The 15,466-nt window shown below is 43.1% G+C and carries 12 protein-coding genes; 1 reads left to right on the top strand and 11 read right to left on the bottom strand.

The window, feature by feature from the left end:
• Window positions 1-42 precede the first annotated feature (42 nt).
• The gene (locus ACKU40_RS16530) at window positions 43-1,146 is read left to right on the top strand and encodes an SGNH/GDSL hydrolase family protein (RefSeq protein WP_320173886.1); all 1,104 of its coding nucleotides are present in this window, start codon (window positions 43-45) and stop codon (window positions 1,144-1,146) included.
• Between the two features lie 72 nt (window positions 1,147-1,218).
• On the opposite strand, the gene ACKU40_RS16525 is transcribed toward ACKU40_RS16530, so the two are convergent.
• The 11 genes from ACKU40_RS16525 to ACKU40_RS16475 all read right to left on the bottom strand — a co-directional run bounded on the left by ACKU40_RS16525 (window position 1,219) and on the right by ACKU40_RS16475 (window position 15,466).
• A complete protein-coding gene (locus tag ACKU40_RS16525; RefSeq protein ID WP_320173885.1) occupies window positions 1,219-2,253 on the bottom strand; it encodes a hypothetical protein in 1,035 nt (344 codons plus the stop codon).
• A 1-nt stretch (window position 2,254) separates the two neighbouring features.
• Window positions 2,255-3,451: an MBOAT family O-acyltransferase gene (locus ACKU40_RS16520; protein ID WP_320173884.1), complete on the bottom strand. Its 1,197-nt coding sequence runs from the start codon at window positions 3,449-3,451 to the stop codon at window positions 2,255-2,257.
• Between the two features lie 260 nt (window positions 3,452-3,711).
• Complete coding sequence (locus ACKU40_RS16515; RefSeq protein ID WP_320173883.1) at window positions 3,712-3,957, bottom strand: acyl carrier protein; 246 nt, start codon at window positions 3,955-3,957, stop codon at window positions 3,712-3,714.
• Window positions 3,958-3,976: 19 nt separating this feature from the next.
• Window positions 3,977-5,845 (bottom strand): HAD-IIIC family phosphatase, encoded by a 1,869-nt coding sequence (locus ACKU40_RS16510; protein ID WP_320173882.1) that lies wholly within the window; start codon window positions 5,843-5,845, stop codon window positions 3,977-3,979.
• Window positions 5,846-5,993: 148 nt separating this feature from the next.
• The gene (locus ACKU40_RS16505) at window positions 5,994-6,689 is read right to left on the bottom strand and encodes a class I SAM-dependent methyltransferase (RefSeq protein WP_320173881.1); all 696 of its coding nucleotides are present in this window, start codon (window positions 6,687-6,689) and stop codon (window positions 5,994-5,996) included.
• A gap of 270 nt (window positions 6,690-6,959) precedes the next feature.
• Window positions 6,960-7,406 carry a MaoC/PaaZ C-terminal domain-containing protein gene (locus tag ACKU40_RS16500; protein WP_320173880.1) on the bottom strand — a complete coding sequence of 149 codons (447 nt, stop codon included), beginning with the start codon at window positions 7,404-7,406 and terminating at the stop codon, window positions 6,960-6,962.
• A gap of 29 nt (window positions 7,407-7,435) precedes the next feature.
• Window positions 7,436-8,212: an SDR family oxidoreductase gene (locus ACKU40_RS16495; protein ID WP_320173879.1), complete on the bottom strand. Its 777-nt coding sequence runs from the start codon at window positions 8,210-8,212 to the stop codon at window positions 7,436-7,438.
• A gap of 136 nt (window positions 8,213-8,348) precedes the next feature.
• A complete protein-coding gene (locus ACKU40_RS16490; RefSeq protein ID WP_320173878.1) occupies window positions 8,349-9,347 on the bottom strand; it encodes a Gfo/Idh/MocA family oxidoreductase in 999 nt (332 codons plus the stop codon).
• Between the two features lie 357 nt (window positions 9,348-9,704).
• A complete protein-coding gene (locus tag ACKU40_RS16485; protein WP_320173877.1) occupies window positions 9,705-11,684 on the bottom strand; it encodes a hypothetical protein in 1,980 nt (659 codons plus the stop codon).
• A 134-nt stretch (window positions 11,685-11,818) separates the two neighbouring features.
• Window positions 11,819-13,936 (bottom strand): STT3 domain-containing protein, encoded by a 2,118-nt coding sequence (locus ACKU40_RS16480; RefSeq protein ID WP_320173876.1) that lies wholly within the window; start codon window positions 13,934-13,936, stop codon window positions 11,819-11,821.
• A gap of 48 nt (window positions 13,937-13,984) precedes the next feature.
• Window positions 13,985-15,466, bottom strand: coding sequence for a GspE/PulE family protein (locus tag ACKU40_RS16475; protein ID WP_320173875.1), 1,482 nt, complete (start codon window positions 15,464-15,466; stop codon window positions 13,985-13,987).

Raw genomic sequence — 15,466 nt, 5'->3', positions numbered from 1 at the left:
CTCACTGCTACCAAGACAAGTTAACTTAATACGAGACGGCCGATGAAATCTTTCTTTAAGGCGCTTAAGTACCTGTTCATTTTTACTTTGATCATGGCAGTTTGCCTTGAATTGGCAAGCTATGCCTACATTCATATCCTCTCACCGAGAACCCAATTGCCTTCATATTCATGGGACAATGTAAAGGGGGCCTTCTGGCAGGATATAAACCATGAAATCGGTGTATGGCACAAGCCCAACTCAAAGTATGTACACAAAAAAACGTGCTCGGAAGTGCTGAATTCAGCCAACTCCTTTGGCATGCGCGACAAGGAAAGAAGCCTCTCTTCAAACTCAACCAGAGTGGCTGTTCTCGGCGACTCCTATATGGAAGGTTTCTATATTCCCGCCTCAAAACGGGTTTCAGATCTCCTGGAAAACAATCTTGGAATTGAATTTCTCAATTTCTCAGTAGCAGGGATAGGAACTCTTCAGGAATATCTGCTCTACAAATCCATGGTGACTAAGTTTGACCATAATGCCGTTCTGATTGGTATACTGCCGCAGAATGACCTTACGGACAATCTCAGCTCCAGCTACAGCCGTCCCTGCAGACGTCCATATCTTTCCGGGGAATATCCCAATTTTACCATTGAATATACCCAGGAGCAGCTCGGCAGCAAGGAACGCGATCCGAACAAGGAATTTTTATATGGTTTCCTGCGAGAATTCAGCTACACATATGTTGCCGCACGCAATTTTTACCATCTCTTAAAGCAAAAAAATGCAGTTCCTCAGACAGCAGCTTCGGACTTCACGCAGTCATTTTACTATGATTTTACCCAGAGACAATGGGACGGCCTGAAATTCAGTATTGAAAAACTCGCAGCTGCCGCAGACGGCAAGCCGGTACTTCTGTTCACTATCCCGAGCTACAACGACTTTCAGGCATACAAAGACGCCACTCCGCCCTTGTCTGAAAAGCTCAACAAGCTCGCCAAACAGCTTAATGTCGGATATGTGGATTTATTGCCGGAAATGGCTAACTCTGTTGAAGATCCCAGAAAGCTTTACCTTGAATGCGACTGGCACTTCAGCGAATACGGCAACTACGTGAGCACAACCATACTTGAGCCTGCAGTTCAAAACATGCTCAACAAGCTTTAAACACCCCTCAAATCATTTTTCCAACTTGAATTGGCCCGTTCTCTAGAAAACAGACGATTCGTTCTTAGAACCCTATTTCCCAATACAATTCTGATCGATGAATGATCTGAGACGTGCACCCCATTTCTTTGCAGCTTCCGGGGTCGGGTGGGCTGAATCAACGTAGTCAGCCTTGTCGGTCAGATCCTGCATATTCAAATAGCTAGTTCCGGGCAGTGAAAGAATCAGATTTATCCACTTCTTCTTTCTTTCCTGATAATCAACCCAGAAAGGTGATTTTTCGCTATGCCATTTAGGCAGGGGTAAATCAACCAGCACAAATTGCGCCCCATCTGCAGACGCCTTGTTTGCAATCCCGTAAAGCTTCTCAAACTGTTCTTCTGCTAGATCACCACCATCACGCCCAATAATTTTGGTCCAATACTCCATGGCGGCTTTCTGATACTTCTCGTTGATTAGGCCCGGCTTTAATTTCATGCCCTTGATTTTAAAATAGACCGTCTGCATCAAGGTAGAAACGTGAGATTTGAATGTATCAATCCCGGTACTGATCATGAAAAAAGGGCGCAGCATAGTTATAAGCAATTTACGAGTCGAAGCGGAATATTTTGAAATAGCAACGTCGTTTACAATCTCATAAAAGCCGAAACGCACTAGCTCATTATCAACATGAGTTAACCCTTCACCCCATGCCATTTTATCTTCGGCAAAGTTGGGGTAAACAACAGCCGTGGCAATAATAGAATTATCCAAAGACTGAGCATCCATTGCTTCTTTAGCAAGATCATATGTCCGAGACATTGCGGATATATTTGAGCCGCCCAGGCAAAGGCTGTGAACAATAATCCCATCATCCTTCGTCATCATTGCCGGCCGAAAACCGTCGCGGGCACTTGAAGAACCGATCAGCACAATATACTTTCCCGGCTGGGAAAGAGGAGCACGCCCCCAGCAGAGATTGGCCCTTGAGTTTCCGAACATGGAGTGACTGCTAACATCAAGATATGAACTGGTCGGATAGATGAAATACGACAGGCAGAATAAAAAAAGATAAATACCCGCACCGAAAAAGGCACTGATAAGAAATGCACGCAACACCCTGAACATATTAAAATGCCTCATAAACAAAAGTCGGAGCATTGTTACACTGGCTGATCACTGAATATACGAAAAAGAAAAACAATACCCCGGAGCCCAAATGCTTGAGAACAGACATGGAACAGCGTTCATTCAACATCAACTTACCAGCCACACGCATGCAAATATCCTCAGCGAGAGCATAGAAAGAAAAGCCCACTGCGATCAACACAAACGAAGCCGCAAATGCAAGCATAAAGAACTTACCGAAAATCAGAGGAGTAGCACTGCTGGGTACCCAGAGGAAAAATCCGGTCAAAGTAAAACTGGCAATAGTCAACCCGCGACACAAAGCAACATAAAACTGATTGGCCTTTAACTTTTTAACACGCTTTTTACCCAGTTTTTTGCGGGACAAATCCTGATAAAGCTTATTGATGCTGACTCCCAGACCGAGATATAAACCACAGTAGACAAAGATAATCGTGGAGCCATGCCACAGCCCAAGAACTACAAATGTTATGAAATAGGCCAGAATCCCCATCAGAATGGTGGTGCTAGGAGAACCGTATCGTGAGATCAGAAAATGCAGCAGGGGGTTAAAAATATACCTTTTAAGCCACAGTCCTAGGGTTATGTGCCATCTGGTCCAGAAGTCGATAAAATTAGTGGCCTTAAATGGCTTATTAAAGTTTTCCGGCATGCGGATGCCGCAAAGTCTGGCAAATGCGCAGACAATATCCATATACCCAGAAAAATTAAGATAAAGGTATACGATATAGACAAAAGAGGTAACCGAAAAAATAGCCACAAAAACAATAAAATTGTACCCATGCACACCCATCAATGAATTCAGGTTAAGATACCTTGATACACTGTCATAAAGTATGGGGGCAATGCCGTAGACCTTGATAAACCCTACAAATAAACGATTGAATGTGTCCCGAAGTTCCTCATCATCCAACCTGTAATTGCCTAGGTCACTAAAATCACGCTCGAAATCGGAATAATATTGAATCGGTCCGGAGACAAGCGCGGTAAAATTGGTCGTGTAGTTAAAATACGAACTAAGGGGAAGTGGCCGCTCTATTGTTCCATAATACCTTTCCATACAAAGATGCAGTATGCGCAGAACAACATAAGAAAGCCCCACGGCAGCATAGACAAAAGGAAGGGCTGGAATAAAGCTGACAAAAACGTATTTCTTAACATAACAGAAAAAAGTCAATATCGCTGCGATGGCAAATAAATACAGAGAATAGGACTTTCCTGATATGCATCTTTGGACAAAAAAACCACCAGCAAAAAGCATTGTCCAGGGGACAATGCTTTCGAATGAATCAAAAAAACTGGCTAAAAACAAGATGTTTGCAGATGTCCACAGAAGTTGTCTGTAATAATTACTCTTTGAAGCATGGAACAGCAGAATAAAAACAGTAATAAAACAGAGAAACCCAAGTGACAAAAATTGCAAAACTCGGACCCCCGTTAAGCTTCAATCTTTTCCATGATAATGCCGACCATCTCGCCTACGTTGGCCAGCTTCTCAATTTCAGAAGATTTCCATTTAAATGCAAATTCCTTCTCAATGGAAACAAGCAGGGTAATGTGCATCAGAGAATCCCACTCATCGATGTCATCAGCAACAGTTTCGGGGGTAACAGTGATCTCGTCATCATCGAAAACCTGCTGGAAGATATCATTAATTTTCTGATAAATTTCTTGTTCAGTCATTTTAAAAAAAACTCCGTTTTTAATATTCAGCTACACTTTGAATAAAAGTATCAAATGGCTTTGCAGCTTCAGCATCAAGATTGAAGCGAACTTCCTCATCTGAATCACTTAACAATTCAAATCCCAATTTAGGATACAGATCCTTGACGATTATATTTTTCCGTGTGGGCCTGTAACAGCCTATAATATTGGGACGGGAAAACTTCTTACAAGTCTCAAGCATGTCATTAAAAACAAACTGCTCCATTCCCCGCGAAAGCACTCTACAACTCATAACAAAAGTGTCAACAATAAATGATTTCTCCCCGTCTTTCTTAAGTATGTAGAAAGAGATCAAACCATTATCGCTGAACTTATCCCTCATCTTAAAGCAACGGCAGACATAATCATCGCTCTCGGACATTGAGGTAACTTCCGGCTCTGAATAGCGGGTTGTCGTCAGGTGAAACTGGTTACTCTTATTCACGAGCTGTGAAATTCGAGGGATAGTAAATTTATCGAAATCACTTGAGACAGCTTGCATCTCCAATGACTTCAAAAAATCATCCACATTGGAAGGAGAGGTTTTCTCAATAGTTTTCAACTGAGCATTTGCTTTATACTGATTGGCTCTGTTGACATCTTCATTGGAAAACAAGGTTGTTTCAAACAAAGACATTTCGTCCAGAGTCCGGATATACAGGGAGGGGTCTTCAGGCAATTCAGGCACAGTAACTTCAGGAATGCGCTGGCGAACGATTTCCCGCTCCGCGGGGTTGTCGTCAACAAATACCATTGAATCAAGACCGATGTTCAAGACATCTGCAATTGCCTCAATATTGCTGGCCTTATTCTCCCAATTGGCAACAAATACTGCAATATCATTCAACTTCAGCTGCATATCAGGGTGTTTCTCAAACGGAAGCTTAGCGGCAGTCTCTTCGTTTTTACTACAAACAGCCAGTATTATTCCCCGCTCTTTAAGGGAAAGAATGTACTTCTGAAAATCAACATAAGCTTCACCTTCATTGCCCATACCCAGGCGGATTCCGGAAACTCCATCGTCACCGATAACTCCGCCCCACAAGGTATTGTCCAAATCCAGCACAACACACTTCTTCGCAGCACCCCTAAGGCTGGCAATCAACTTTGCGCCTTTATCGGCAACATGGGGCAACAGTTCGAAAGAAAAAGGAAACTTTGAATGATACCACAACCTTTCGTCAAACCATTCTCGCTTGCCAAAATATGAAGAGAGATAGTCTAAATCAAAAAGAGTCATACCATCTTGCAATGCCTCAGCAAGTGCGACGTTGAAAGCCCGGAGAAAATTCTGATCCGACCACTCAACACAACCTTCGTAGTTTCCGAAAGTTCTCGGAAGCGGGGTATCAGCGTTGTTCTGGATGATATAAGCGCTGGAATTTGCCTTGATTGCCGCCCAAAGGTCTGAATACCTTGCAACAGCATTTTCAACCCTACCGACAGCACAAGCTTTGTCACTGCAAACGCTATCATAGAAAAACGCATCTTTATAATTGGAAAAAATCCAAACGATATCAGGATTGAACTTATAAAGCTCATCTTCTGGATTAAGCAGGGTCTGCTGTACGGTATTGAATTCCGCAAGATAAATCTCGGAATTAAAGCCATTCAAACCGAGCTGAAATTTTAAATGGTCAGTGAAAAAATCAATTGTGGAAGTCGAAACCAACGCAATCTTGATCTTCGGGAGTTCTTGATTTGCAGAGTATAACGAGTTGCCCAATTTGGTCAGGCGATTTATCTGCACAAAACTGAGCTTCTGGTCAGCAATTTTCTTCATCTCTGCATGTGCCAGATTAAAATCATCTGCACTAACAGCGTTTTTAATGATTTTAAAAGATTCCTTAAAATCAATAGATCCCATTTTCACTCCCGCGCTTCATCTTCAAAAGATGCGACAAAACAGCCCTCATAGGGCGAACTAATTAACCTTATAGACGATGCAGATATAGTAAAATTTCATCTGCAAAGCAAGAATTCACGCCCGTGTACGCGTAAGTAAAAACAGTAAGCTATTTAGTAAGTAAAGCCGCGTAATTGACCAGTTCTTTTCTGGACTTCCACTCTTCTTCAGGCCTGTCGCTCAAAGCAAGAGCCAAATCATCCACAATGCGAAAACCGCAGCTCTCAAGCTGATCCCTGATAGCGGCAACTCCATCATAAAGATACACATGATCAATTGCCGGACAGTTGGCACAGGTAGTCACAAACAAATAGCCGTCATCAATTAGTACTGAATGCAATTTTTTTAAAATATGACTTGGATCATCTACATGCTCAAGCACTTCGCCCATAACAATAAAATCATAGGAACTATCTGCCATTTCATGAACATCTTTACACTCAAGCCTATACTTTGCCTGATCACCGTAAAATGAGTCTAAGACATCGCGAGTAATTTTAATTGAGGCAGGGCTTATATCAACTGCAGTAATATCTGCATTGGGCATTTTCTCAATACTGTGCGCTAAATACAAACCATGCCCTGGACCGATCTCCAAGTATCTGGATATTGAATTTTTAATTTTATCACATTGCTTGAGATAAAAGGAAAACATCTCATAATGGTTTGGCCAAAGAAACTGAGACAAAGCCAACCCATAGATATAACCGGCCATCTTTTGATCTTGGCTGTATACATTTTTAAAAGCCTCGGCAGAGCTGTATGAGCTGTATGAGCCTGTCCTTATAAAATTGATTGTCTCCATTCGGATATCGTCACAGACAGACAGGTACGAATCAACAGCGTGCCCAATATCCTTGTTTTCTTTGCGCAATGCATTCTGCAAGGCAGAAAGAAATGTTTCAGCCCTTTCCCAATATTGGTCGTCCTGCTCATCAAGAAATTTGAGAGCCTTGCTCTGAAAGGGACTTTTTTCCCTAACCTGATCAACTACCGTGCAAAAAAGAGACATAATGACTCCAATGGACCATATATTTAAATCATGAACAGCAACACTTATGCATCAAAGACAAAATCAACTTTTAGATAACTTTGAGGTAAAACCAACCTGAATCAAAGCCCTGCAATAAATATTGCTCTCGGAGTCCTGCGCCGTGCCTTTCAAAACAATCGTTTTAGTTGCAGCAGAAACAGTCGTTACTACAATATTAAAATTTATATCTGCAGGAGGATACACTGGAGACAGAAAACTTAACTTGACAGATTGCAAAAGAGCATTTTCTCCGGGAATCAGCATACCTACCGCTCTAGAAAAAAAGAGCATGAAAATACCGCCATGGGCTACCCTGCCCTCAAATCCCCTTTCTTGCGCGAACTCAGAACTCATATGCAATGGAGAAAAATCTCCGCTATACTCTGCGAAAAAATCCACCAACTGCTCAGTTATACATGCGCTGAAATTAAACTCATCGTCTTCAGAAATATCGTCCACAGTCAGTTTTGCTGCATAAATATCAGACATGCTGCCTCTCTTGTATTAATCAAGTATGCCTACTGAGCACTCATACCGCCATCAATGACCAAATCTGTTCCCGTAATTTTAGATGCTGCATCGGAAAGCAGAAAAGCACACCCCGAAGAAATATCATCGGCTGAAAGCATGCCAAGAGGATAAGCGGCCTCATTTTCAGTAATCCAAGCCTCAGGCATAGCTTTAAGCATTTCCTGAGTCATAGGTGTATCCTTAACCATGCCCGGAGAAATGGTATTAACCCTTATTTTATTCGGAGCAAGTTCCATGGCAAGGGACTTTGCACCGGAATGAACCGCGCCCTTTGAAGCTGCATAAGCGACCTGACCACGGACTCCGCAATGACTAACTACAGATGAAATAAAAACAAAGCTCGCACTTGCCTTATTGATATACTTTTTCTTTGAAATGACTCTCGCAGCTTCAAACCCATACAATGCGTTTACTTCAAAATTCTCTTTGAAAAAATCGGCATCGCTCATGCGAAAAGCTAGCAGTTTACTGATTCCAGCGGAATGGATAAATCCGTCAATACGACCTGAACTCTCAACGGCAGCTTTCACAGCCTCTTCGAGCTTTTCCACCTCTTCATTGCTGTGGTCAAAACAAAGATGCCCCTCACCTGCAAGGCTAGATGCTGTTACTTCCAGCTCATATCTATTCCGGCCAAAAAGAGTAAGTGTTGCCCCAAGATTGGCACACATGACGGCACAAGATCTTCCAATCCCTGAAGAAGCACCAGTTATAACTACATGCTTACCACCTAAAGAATAAAGGCTCTCAATGTCATGACGCATGATTAAATCCTGCACATTTGTAAAAAGTTCAAACAGCTATATACAAATTAGTCTCATGGTCACCCGTGGCAAAATTCCCAATGCCTTGAAGGGTGTCCACAAGACTGATATTTTGACTTACTTATGTAAGAATTTCTTAGATCTTTGCACACCTGCAACCATGCTTGCCTTCGACAATTTCAAGAGCAAGTCGCAGTGATTCGAGACCATCTTCGCCAGTAACAAGCGGAGTTGAGTTATCTTCACAACATTTTATGAAAGACTCAATTTCAACGCGCAGAGGCTCTCTCTTTTCAACACGGAATCGAGTAAAATCACCTTCTGCAACTCCGAATTTAGCCTTGAACCAATCACTTTGGTTCTCATTCTGCTCAGCTGCATAGTTAGAGTTAAAAGTCAGGTTCTGGTTCAGATAATCAACGGTAAACATACCGTTTTCACCAGTGACTGAAATTTCACGAATTTTGGTCGGGGTAACCCAGTTTACATCAAGGATACCAAGAATCTCATTATCAAACCTCAAAAGACCGAATACGATATCTTCGTTAGCAGTATTCATAACTCTTGAAATCTCGGCTGTCATAGAGTGAACTTCTGCCTGAGCAATATAGCGCATCATATCAAGTTCGTGGGTGGCGAGATCACTTGCCACACCTACATCTGTGATACGTCCTGGATAAGGAGACTGGCGTCTTGAATGGATAGTAAAAATGCGTCCCAGTTGACCATCAGCAAGTCTCTGTTTTAGCTGAGTCACAGCAGGGTTAAAACGTTCGATGTGTCCTACTTTCAGAACACAGCCGACTTCCTTGGCCTTAGCAATCATCTCTCTAGCCTGTTCTACAGTCTTTGCGATCGGTTTCTCGACCATAACGTGAATACCGGCATCAAGACAATCCATGGTTGCCTGATGGTGAAAAGAAGTAGGAAGAGCGATTGTTACAGCCTCAGGCTTTTCTTTTTCAATCATTTCTCTGTAGTCAGTATATGCACGGCCTCCGTAAAGAGCACAGAGACGATCAGTCTGAGCGGTATCATGGTCAACCACTCCTACAAGTTCAGAATTATTGATATCTGAATAAAGCCTAACGTGATGCTGACCCATTGCGCCAGTACCGATAACTGCTGTTTTCATTTGTATTTCCTTATTTTCAAATTTAAATTAGATCTTTGTTTAATTTGGTTGATCTGTAAAATATCATTTCAGTAAGTATTTATATACAAAAGAGACTTACCAAGTGACATAAATTCGAACAATACAATTGCTTGTAAATGTCAACCTTGCCTTCGAAGGCAGGAATTCGGTAAACTTTTCAAAAGTCCATAAATCAGAAATTTAAGATGAGCAACTTTAATTAATACTCCAAACTTCGCAGCAGTCATACGTTTTAAATTCAGCAAAAATACAGTCGTAAATAAAAAAGGGAGCCAACTCTTTGAGTCGGCTCCCAATATTTCGCTATTTAGATCTTTAGATCTAAAGAACTAATACTTACTTCTTGAAACGGCTACGTACAACAGCAACCAGAGGAGCAAGCATAAGGAGCAGCCATTCCAGACCGAAGCCAGCTGCGGGGTTGAATACACAACCGGAAGAGCTGGAGCTGGAATCCATAACACCCAGAACGATGGGGTCACCGAATTCACGAGTCTGAGAACGGTAGTCGTAGTCACCGTTATCTTTGATTACGTAGTTGATGTAGTAATCAGTTGCGGGAACCAGGTAAGAATCAGAAGCAAGGTAACCATCACCAACTGCGGTAGAAATCCACCATGCACCGTCAGTGCTCATGGTAGGCTCGGAAGCGTAGTTGAAGGTTCTTACAGTCTTATCAACGGTGGGGAAGATCTTGTACAGAGCAAGAGTGTCAATTCTGTTACCCACGCCGGAGAAAGGAGCCTGGAAGGTGTAGTAGATGTCACCTTTCTGAGCGCCCATACCATTCCAAGTAGCGTTGAAACCAATAGCGCCGGTCAGGGGAATGAAGTTAGAAGGCACGCTGGTGAATGCAGTTCTAAGAGCCTGGCCAGTGTAATCGGTGTTGTTACGTGCGATGTTAGTCCAAGCAGCGATAGTTGCGTTGTTCTGGTATGCAGCGTTAGCACCCTGAATGTTAGCAACTACAGCAGAGTTGGGGATCATTACAGCGATGTTGTAAGATGCCTTTTCACTATCCCAAGCGCTCTGGTAGATACCAACAGCGTAAGACTTGTCAGCGGACTGCTTGCCATAGAAGTTACCAGCAAGAGCAGAAGCAGCGGAAGTCAGAGTCATGTTGGACTGAGTCAGTTTGAAGTGGTTGGTATCAGGAGTATCTGCAACAGCAACGGTGTAGCCGTTCAGGCTGTCAGTGCGCTGTTTGAAAACAAGACCGGTAGCGGAAACGGAGTTACCAGTGATAGCCATGGAGTTGTCAAACTGCATATCCATGATACCCATGGTTGCGTTACCAGCAGCTTTATCAATACCGAGACCTGCGTAAACAGTTTTGAAACCACGGTTATTGAGGTCGCCAGTGGAGATGCCAACACCATTCTTGATCATGATAACAAAATGCTTGTAGGAAGGCTCTACAGCGTAACCAGAGATCAGGTTACGATCGTAGTTGATAGTAGCATTCTCAACCAGGTCAAGATAACCTTTGTACTTAAGGGACATCTCGAGGTTGTTGTTATCGGTAGTAGCGTTGTAAGTGATCCAGGAAGAAGTCTGGTCGGTCAGAGTACCGGCAGAATCGTACTTAGCGTACTTAACCTGAGCGTTGTCAGTACCGGGAGCTGAGTTAAGTTTAACCTGACCTACCATGTAGTAAGGTCTGTTAGTGCCAAACTCAACACCAACTGCGTAGAGGTCCCAAGTGTTGTCAGAAGAGAACACGTTAGTACCTTCAAAGGAACCGTTTACGAAACCGAGTGCGAAGTTAGCACCAACGATATCGTCGTTTGCTGTCTGAGTACCAGTACCCCAAGTGGAGTTGCTGATACCTGCCATCAAGCCGTTGGACGGAGTGGTGGCGAAGTAGTAAGGATTGGGAAGGAATTCAGCTTTGGTAGAAGTTGAGGAAGAACCGTTAACCTGACCAATCTGAGTCAGACCGTTGATGCTCTGGTAGGCAACGTTGTAGTTGATCTGAGTGGTGTTACCATCGGTGGTGTTACTCTGAGTGTAAGCTGCAATAGTACCATCAGTGTCGTTGTTTACGCCAAATTCACCCCAAAGGGATGCGTTACCGTCAATCTTAGCGTCACCACCTTTGACGGTGTATGCCTGCACGTGTGTGGTGTTGAAGGTTACGAAAGTAGAGTTGTGGGAGTCGCCGCCGATAGCAGAGATACTTGCGTTGACGTTGAATCCTGTAAAGAATCTTGCGTTGGAGCCGTTCAGGCTAGCAGGAAAGATTCCGTCTACAGCCCATGCGCTGGAAGCAGCCAGCATCATCAATACTGTAAAGAGAACTGTAATTTTTTTCATTTGAAAAAATCTCCTTAAAATAAACTGTTAAATGGCAAGGAAGCAAAAAACCCTGTGTTTTCCGCAATTTGCCACATTATTGTGAAAGAATATACACGTTGAAAGCCAAGAACTCAACCACTTTTTTATTTTAATTACAAAACTTCGTAGATGCGTACATTTGGGAATCCTTCATAAACCAGCTTAAAATTACCGGCGATCGCGGGATCTTTTGGGTCTGTAAGCAGCAACCGAATAAGCATACTCTGGTAAGCAAACGAATCTACGAAAAACCCCTGACTGACAGGATGGTTATACAATAAGGCTGGGCCAATATTTCCAGGATAGCCTTGAGCCTTCATCCCTTGATAATCAAGAATATTATATGCTGAGACCTTAAGTGGACGCTGATTTTTAACAGTTACCACACCCTTAACATAGTCAATGTCAAAAGCATTATTTATTGTCAGCACCTCGGGATGAACCCCACTTCCATTAACTATATTCCACGACCCATAGTACAGGATCCAGTATGCCAATCTTATATTTTCCCAGCTGGCAACAATATACTGTTTAGGAGCTTTAGCTAATTCGTACTTATGGGTTCCTAAAGACTTAAGAAACCCATACACCTCCAAAGCAGATTTATCCTTCCAGACAAGACTGGGATTATTGCCATTTAAAGCAGAATATTTCATCAGCTGATTTGCCTGAAAAGGCGAGGAAGTAGTATATGCAAGAGCTAACGGTAGCAGCACATTGCCTGCATGATTCCCGCCATCAGCAAATGAATGCTTGCCGGTATAGTATTTTGTTGCATACCCCCAATCCCACCAGGTCCAGACCGTAGCGTCTTCCGGCATAATTGGCCCTGTCTTGATTAAAGCCTGAGCATGATACTTACCCATGATAGGCGTGACGGGAACACCGTTATAAAGGGGAGTCACATGCCACACCAAGGTTCCAGCAAAAAGGACACAAACACAGGCTTTCACAAGCTCATGGCTAGATTTCAGATTAATCTTATCGATAATCAGACAAGAGACATACCCCATGGCAAGACCAAGGGGGGCTCCGGAGAACATTGTGAAACGGCCGCCGATTTTTACAGCAGCAAACATAAGAAGATAAAAAGGGAAAAGATAAATTGCTTCAGGACGTAAAAGAAAAAGGAATAGGCCAGCTATCGTAGCAAACCACCAAAGAACCTCACTGCCTGTGGCCGTATCAATGATAGTTTGTAAAGGTACGTTCTGAGCCTCAATGACACTTTGGGCGATACCAGGATAAATTGGCCCCTGAATGGCACCAGCGTTATCTGCTGCAGGCTTAAGATAGGCTACAACTTTACTTGAAATAAAACTGAAAATAAAAGCCCAAATACCACTTAATGCAAATATCGCAACGATCGCAGCAAGATTAATCCATAAATTGCTTATATACTTTTTATTATCTGTCGTACTTATTTGATAGAAGACAAAGGCCATCACCACTGACAGCAAAACCCCCGTATACCCTAAAAATGCTGCCAAAGAGAATAATACTATTCCATTCAACAAAATTCCCTGATTCTTCCTTTTTGCACACAGCAAAACCAAGAAAACTGAAACGAAGAGTGTGAAGACACTAAATGTTTGAACATCGGAATGCCAAAACTTACCCCATGTTCCAAGCGCTCCAGCGACCACCGGAAAAAAATAGTCGAGCAGAGTAGGAACAAATTCCTTTTCTTCGCCAGCTAAAGGAATCCATCTTTTCCGAATCCCTTGCTTAATCCAACAGACGATAAGCAATGAAATCAAGAGCGGAAAAAAAAGAGTTATAATATCAGTATCATAATATGAAAGCCGCGTTCTCAAATAGTAGGCAGGTATTGAAGTAGCATATACTGCCCCTAAAAGACCGACCCATCTACCTCCGAGGAGCATTCCCCAGCCAAAAGCTGCTATTGCGCAGAAACCCGAAAAAACAGCCGGCAGCCAAAAAGCAATGTTCCCGATTTGAATTCCAGTTACAGTATTCAATACACGCAACATTCCCGACATAGGATTATTGGCAGCAGAGCCAACCCCTTTGGCCCCAGCCATCCACGAATAAGCATCATGAGTACCCATGATATATTCGCCATTGACCATGTATGCAGGATTGTCCCACTTTGGCAGCTCAATGGCCCGCAAACCAAAAGCGATACTAAAACAAATCAAAGCAAAAAGGAGAAAAATCTTCCAATTAGAGAACCATTCCGGCTTACGGAAATACTCACGCGTATTCATATTTATGTCCTGTAAAATTTAATTCGGCAGTAATAGAAGCCAGCCGACCTAAAGCTTGGTAACCCTGACAACTTCTTCAAGGGTCGTCACCCCCTCTCTGACAAGTCGGATACCATGGTCGACCATAGTTTCACGGCCCATTTCCTTAGCGTAAGCCTTTATCTGGTCTGAAGAGGCAACTTCCATAATCAGACCGCGCATATCTTCCGTGACAGGAATAAGCTCATAAACACCGCGTCTTCCATTGAAACCTGTGAAATTGCAATGCTCACAACCTGCTCCAGCTGTCTGTATAGAAGGCAAAGCTTCAATTTCCTCAAATAGCTTCTGGGTATTCTCGGAGACCTCAACAGTTCTAGAGCAATGCTTACAATTAACGCGAACCAAACGCTGTCCAAGCACAAGAGAGAGTGAAGATGCCAGCAGAAAAGGTTCTATACCCATATCAAGCATCCTGGTGACTGCTGTTGCAGCATCGTTAGTATGCAGAGTGGAAAGAACAAGGTGACCGGTAAGTGAAGCCTGAACCGCTGTACTTGCAGTTTCCTGATCTCGTATTTCACCGACAAGGATAATATCTGGATCCTGCCTGAGGAAGGAACGGATAGTGGTGGCAAAAGTCATGCCGGCAGCCTTGTTGACCTGAACCTGATTGACCCCTGAAAGCTGGTATTCAACAGGATCTTCAACGGTGACAATGTTCTTATCATCACGAGGGAGTTCACTTAATCCTGCATAGAGACTGGTAGTTTTACCGGAACCGGTAGGACCGGTAACAAGTACGATACCATGGGGCTGGGCGAGAACCTTCCGAAAAAGTTCAAGGTCAGGTCCTTTAAGACCTAACTCTTCGAGATTAAGGATATTTTTAGAACGGTCCAAAACACGCAAAACTGCTTTTTCACCGCTCATGGTAGGAATAGTAGAAACACGGACATCAACTTCTTTCTGTCCGAGCTTAAGAAAAATACGGCCATCCTGAGGCTTGCGACTTTCAGCAACATCCATCTCACCCATAACTTTGATACGGGCGATGACCGTAGGCTGTAGTCCTTTATCAAGACGTTTTACTGCTTTCAACACACCATCCTGCCGATAGCGGACGACAAAACCGTTACCCTGTCCTTCGAAATGAATATCACTGGCTCCGGTAGAAATAGCCTGATGCAAGGTCTTGTTCACCAACCGGACAATAGGAGCATCATCATGCGACCATCCCAACAGATCCTGACCATCTTCACCGCCAGCATCATCAGAGTCAGATTCAATGGCACTCTCTTCTTCCCAGACAGTCAGTGCCTGCTCGAGCAGTGGGAAAAATTCTTCTTCAGACACAATCTCTGAAACAATATTCTTACCCAACTTCCAGGCCAAAAAATCTGCCATAGGCAGAGATGCTTCATTCTGAAGGAGCACCTTTATTTGCTTATCCCGGACTTCAACAGGTATAAACTCATTCCGCTGAGGAAAGGTCAAAAAGATATCCACAACTTCACGTGGAACTAAATTGAGATCATATATATTACTCAA

The organism is Maridesulfovibrio sp. (genome assembly GCF_963666665.1).
GTDB lineage: Bacteria > Desulfobacterota > Desulfovibrionia > Desulfovibrionales > Desulfovibrionaceae > Maridesulfovibrio.
Note: the sequence above shows the minus strand (reverse complement) of the source record. Positions and strands in the feature narration are given on the sequence as shown.

Excerpts from the sequence above, each read along its gene's own strand:
- ACKU40_RS16510 (WP_320173882.1), bottom strand. The coding sequence starts at position 5,845 with ATGGGATCTATTGATTTTAAGGAATCTTTTAAAATCATTAAAAACGCT.
- ACKU40_RS16480 (WP_320173876.1), bottom strand. The coding sequence starts at position 13,936 with ATGAATACGCGTGAGTATTTCCGTAAGCCGGAATGGTTCTCTAATTGG.
- ACKU40_RS16505 (WP_320173881.1), bottom strand. The coding sequence starts at position 6,689 with ATGGAGACAATCAATTTTATAAGGACAGGCTCATACAGCTCATACAGC.
- ACKU40_RS16515 (WP_320173883.1), bottom strand. The coding sequence starts at position 3,957 with ATGACTGAACAAGAAATTTATCAGAAAATTAATGATATCTTCCAGCAG.
- ACKU40_RS16495 (WP_320173879.1), bottom strand. The coding sequence starts at position 8,212 with ATGCGTCATGACATTGAGAGCCTTTATTCTTTAGGTGGTAAGCATGTA.
- ACKU40_RS16500 (WP_320173880.1), bottom strand. The coding sequence starts at position 7,406 with ATGTCTGATATTTATGCAGCAAAACTGACTGTGGACGATATTTCTGAA.
- ACKU40_RS16525 (WP_320173885.1), bottom strand. The coding sequence starts at position 2,253 with ATGTTCAGGGTGTTGCGTGCATTTCTTATCAGTGCCTTTTTCGGTGCG.
- ACKU40_RS16490 (WP_320173878.1), bottom strand. The coding sequence starts at position 9,347 with ATGAAAACAGCAGTTATCGGTACTGGCGCAATGGGTCAGCATCACGTT.
- ACKU40_RS16485 (WP_320173877.1), bottom strand. The coding sequence starts at position 11,684 with ATGAAAAAAATTACAGTTCTCTTTACAGTATTGATGATGCTGGCTGCT.
- ACKU40_RS16530 (WP_320173886.1), top strand. The coding sequence starts at position 43 with ATGAAATCTTTCTTTAAGGCGCTTAAGTACCTGTTCATTTTTACTTTG.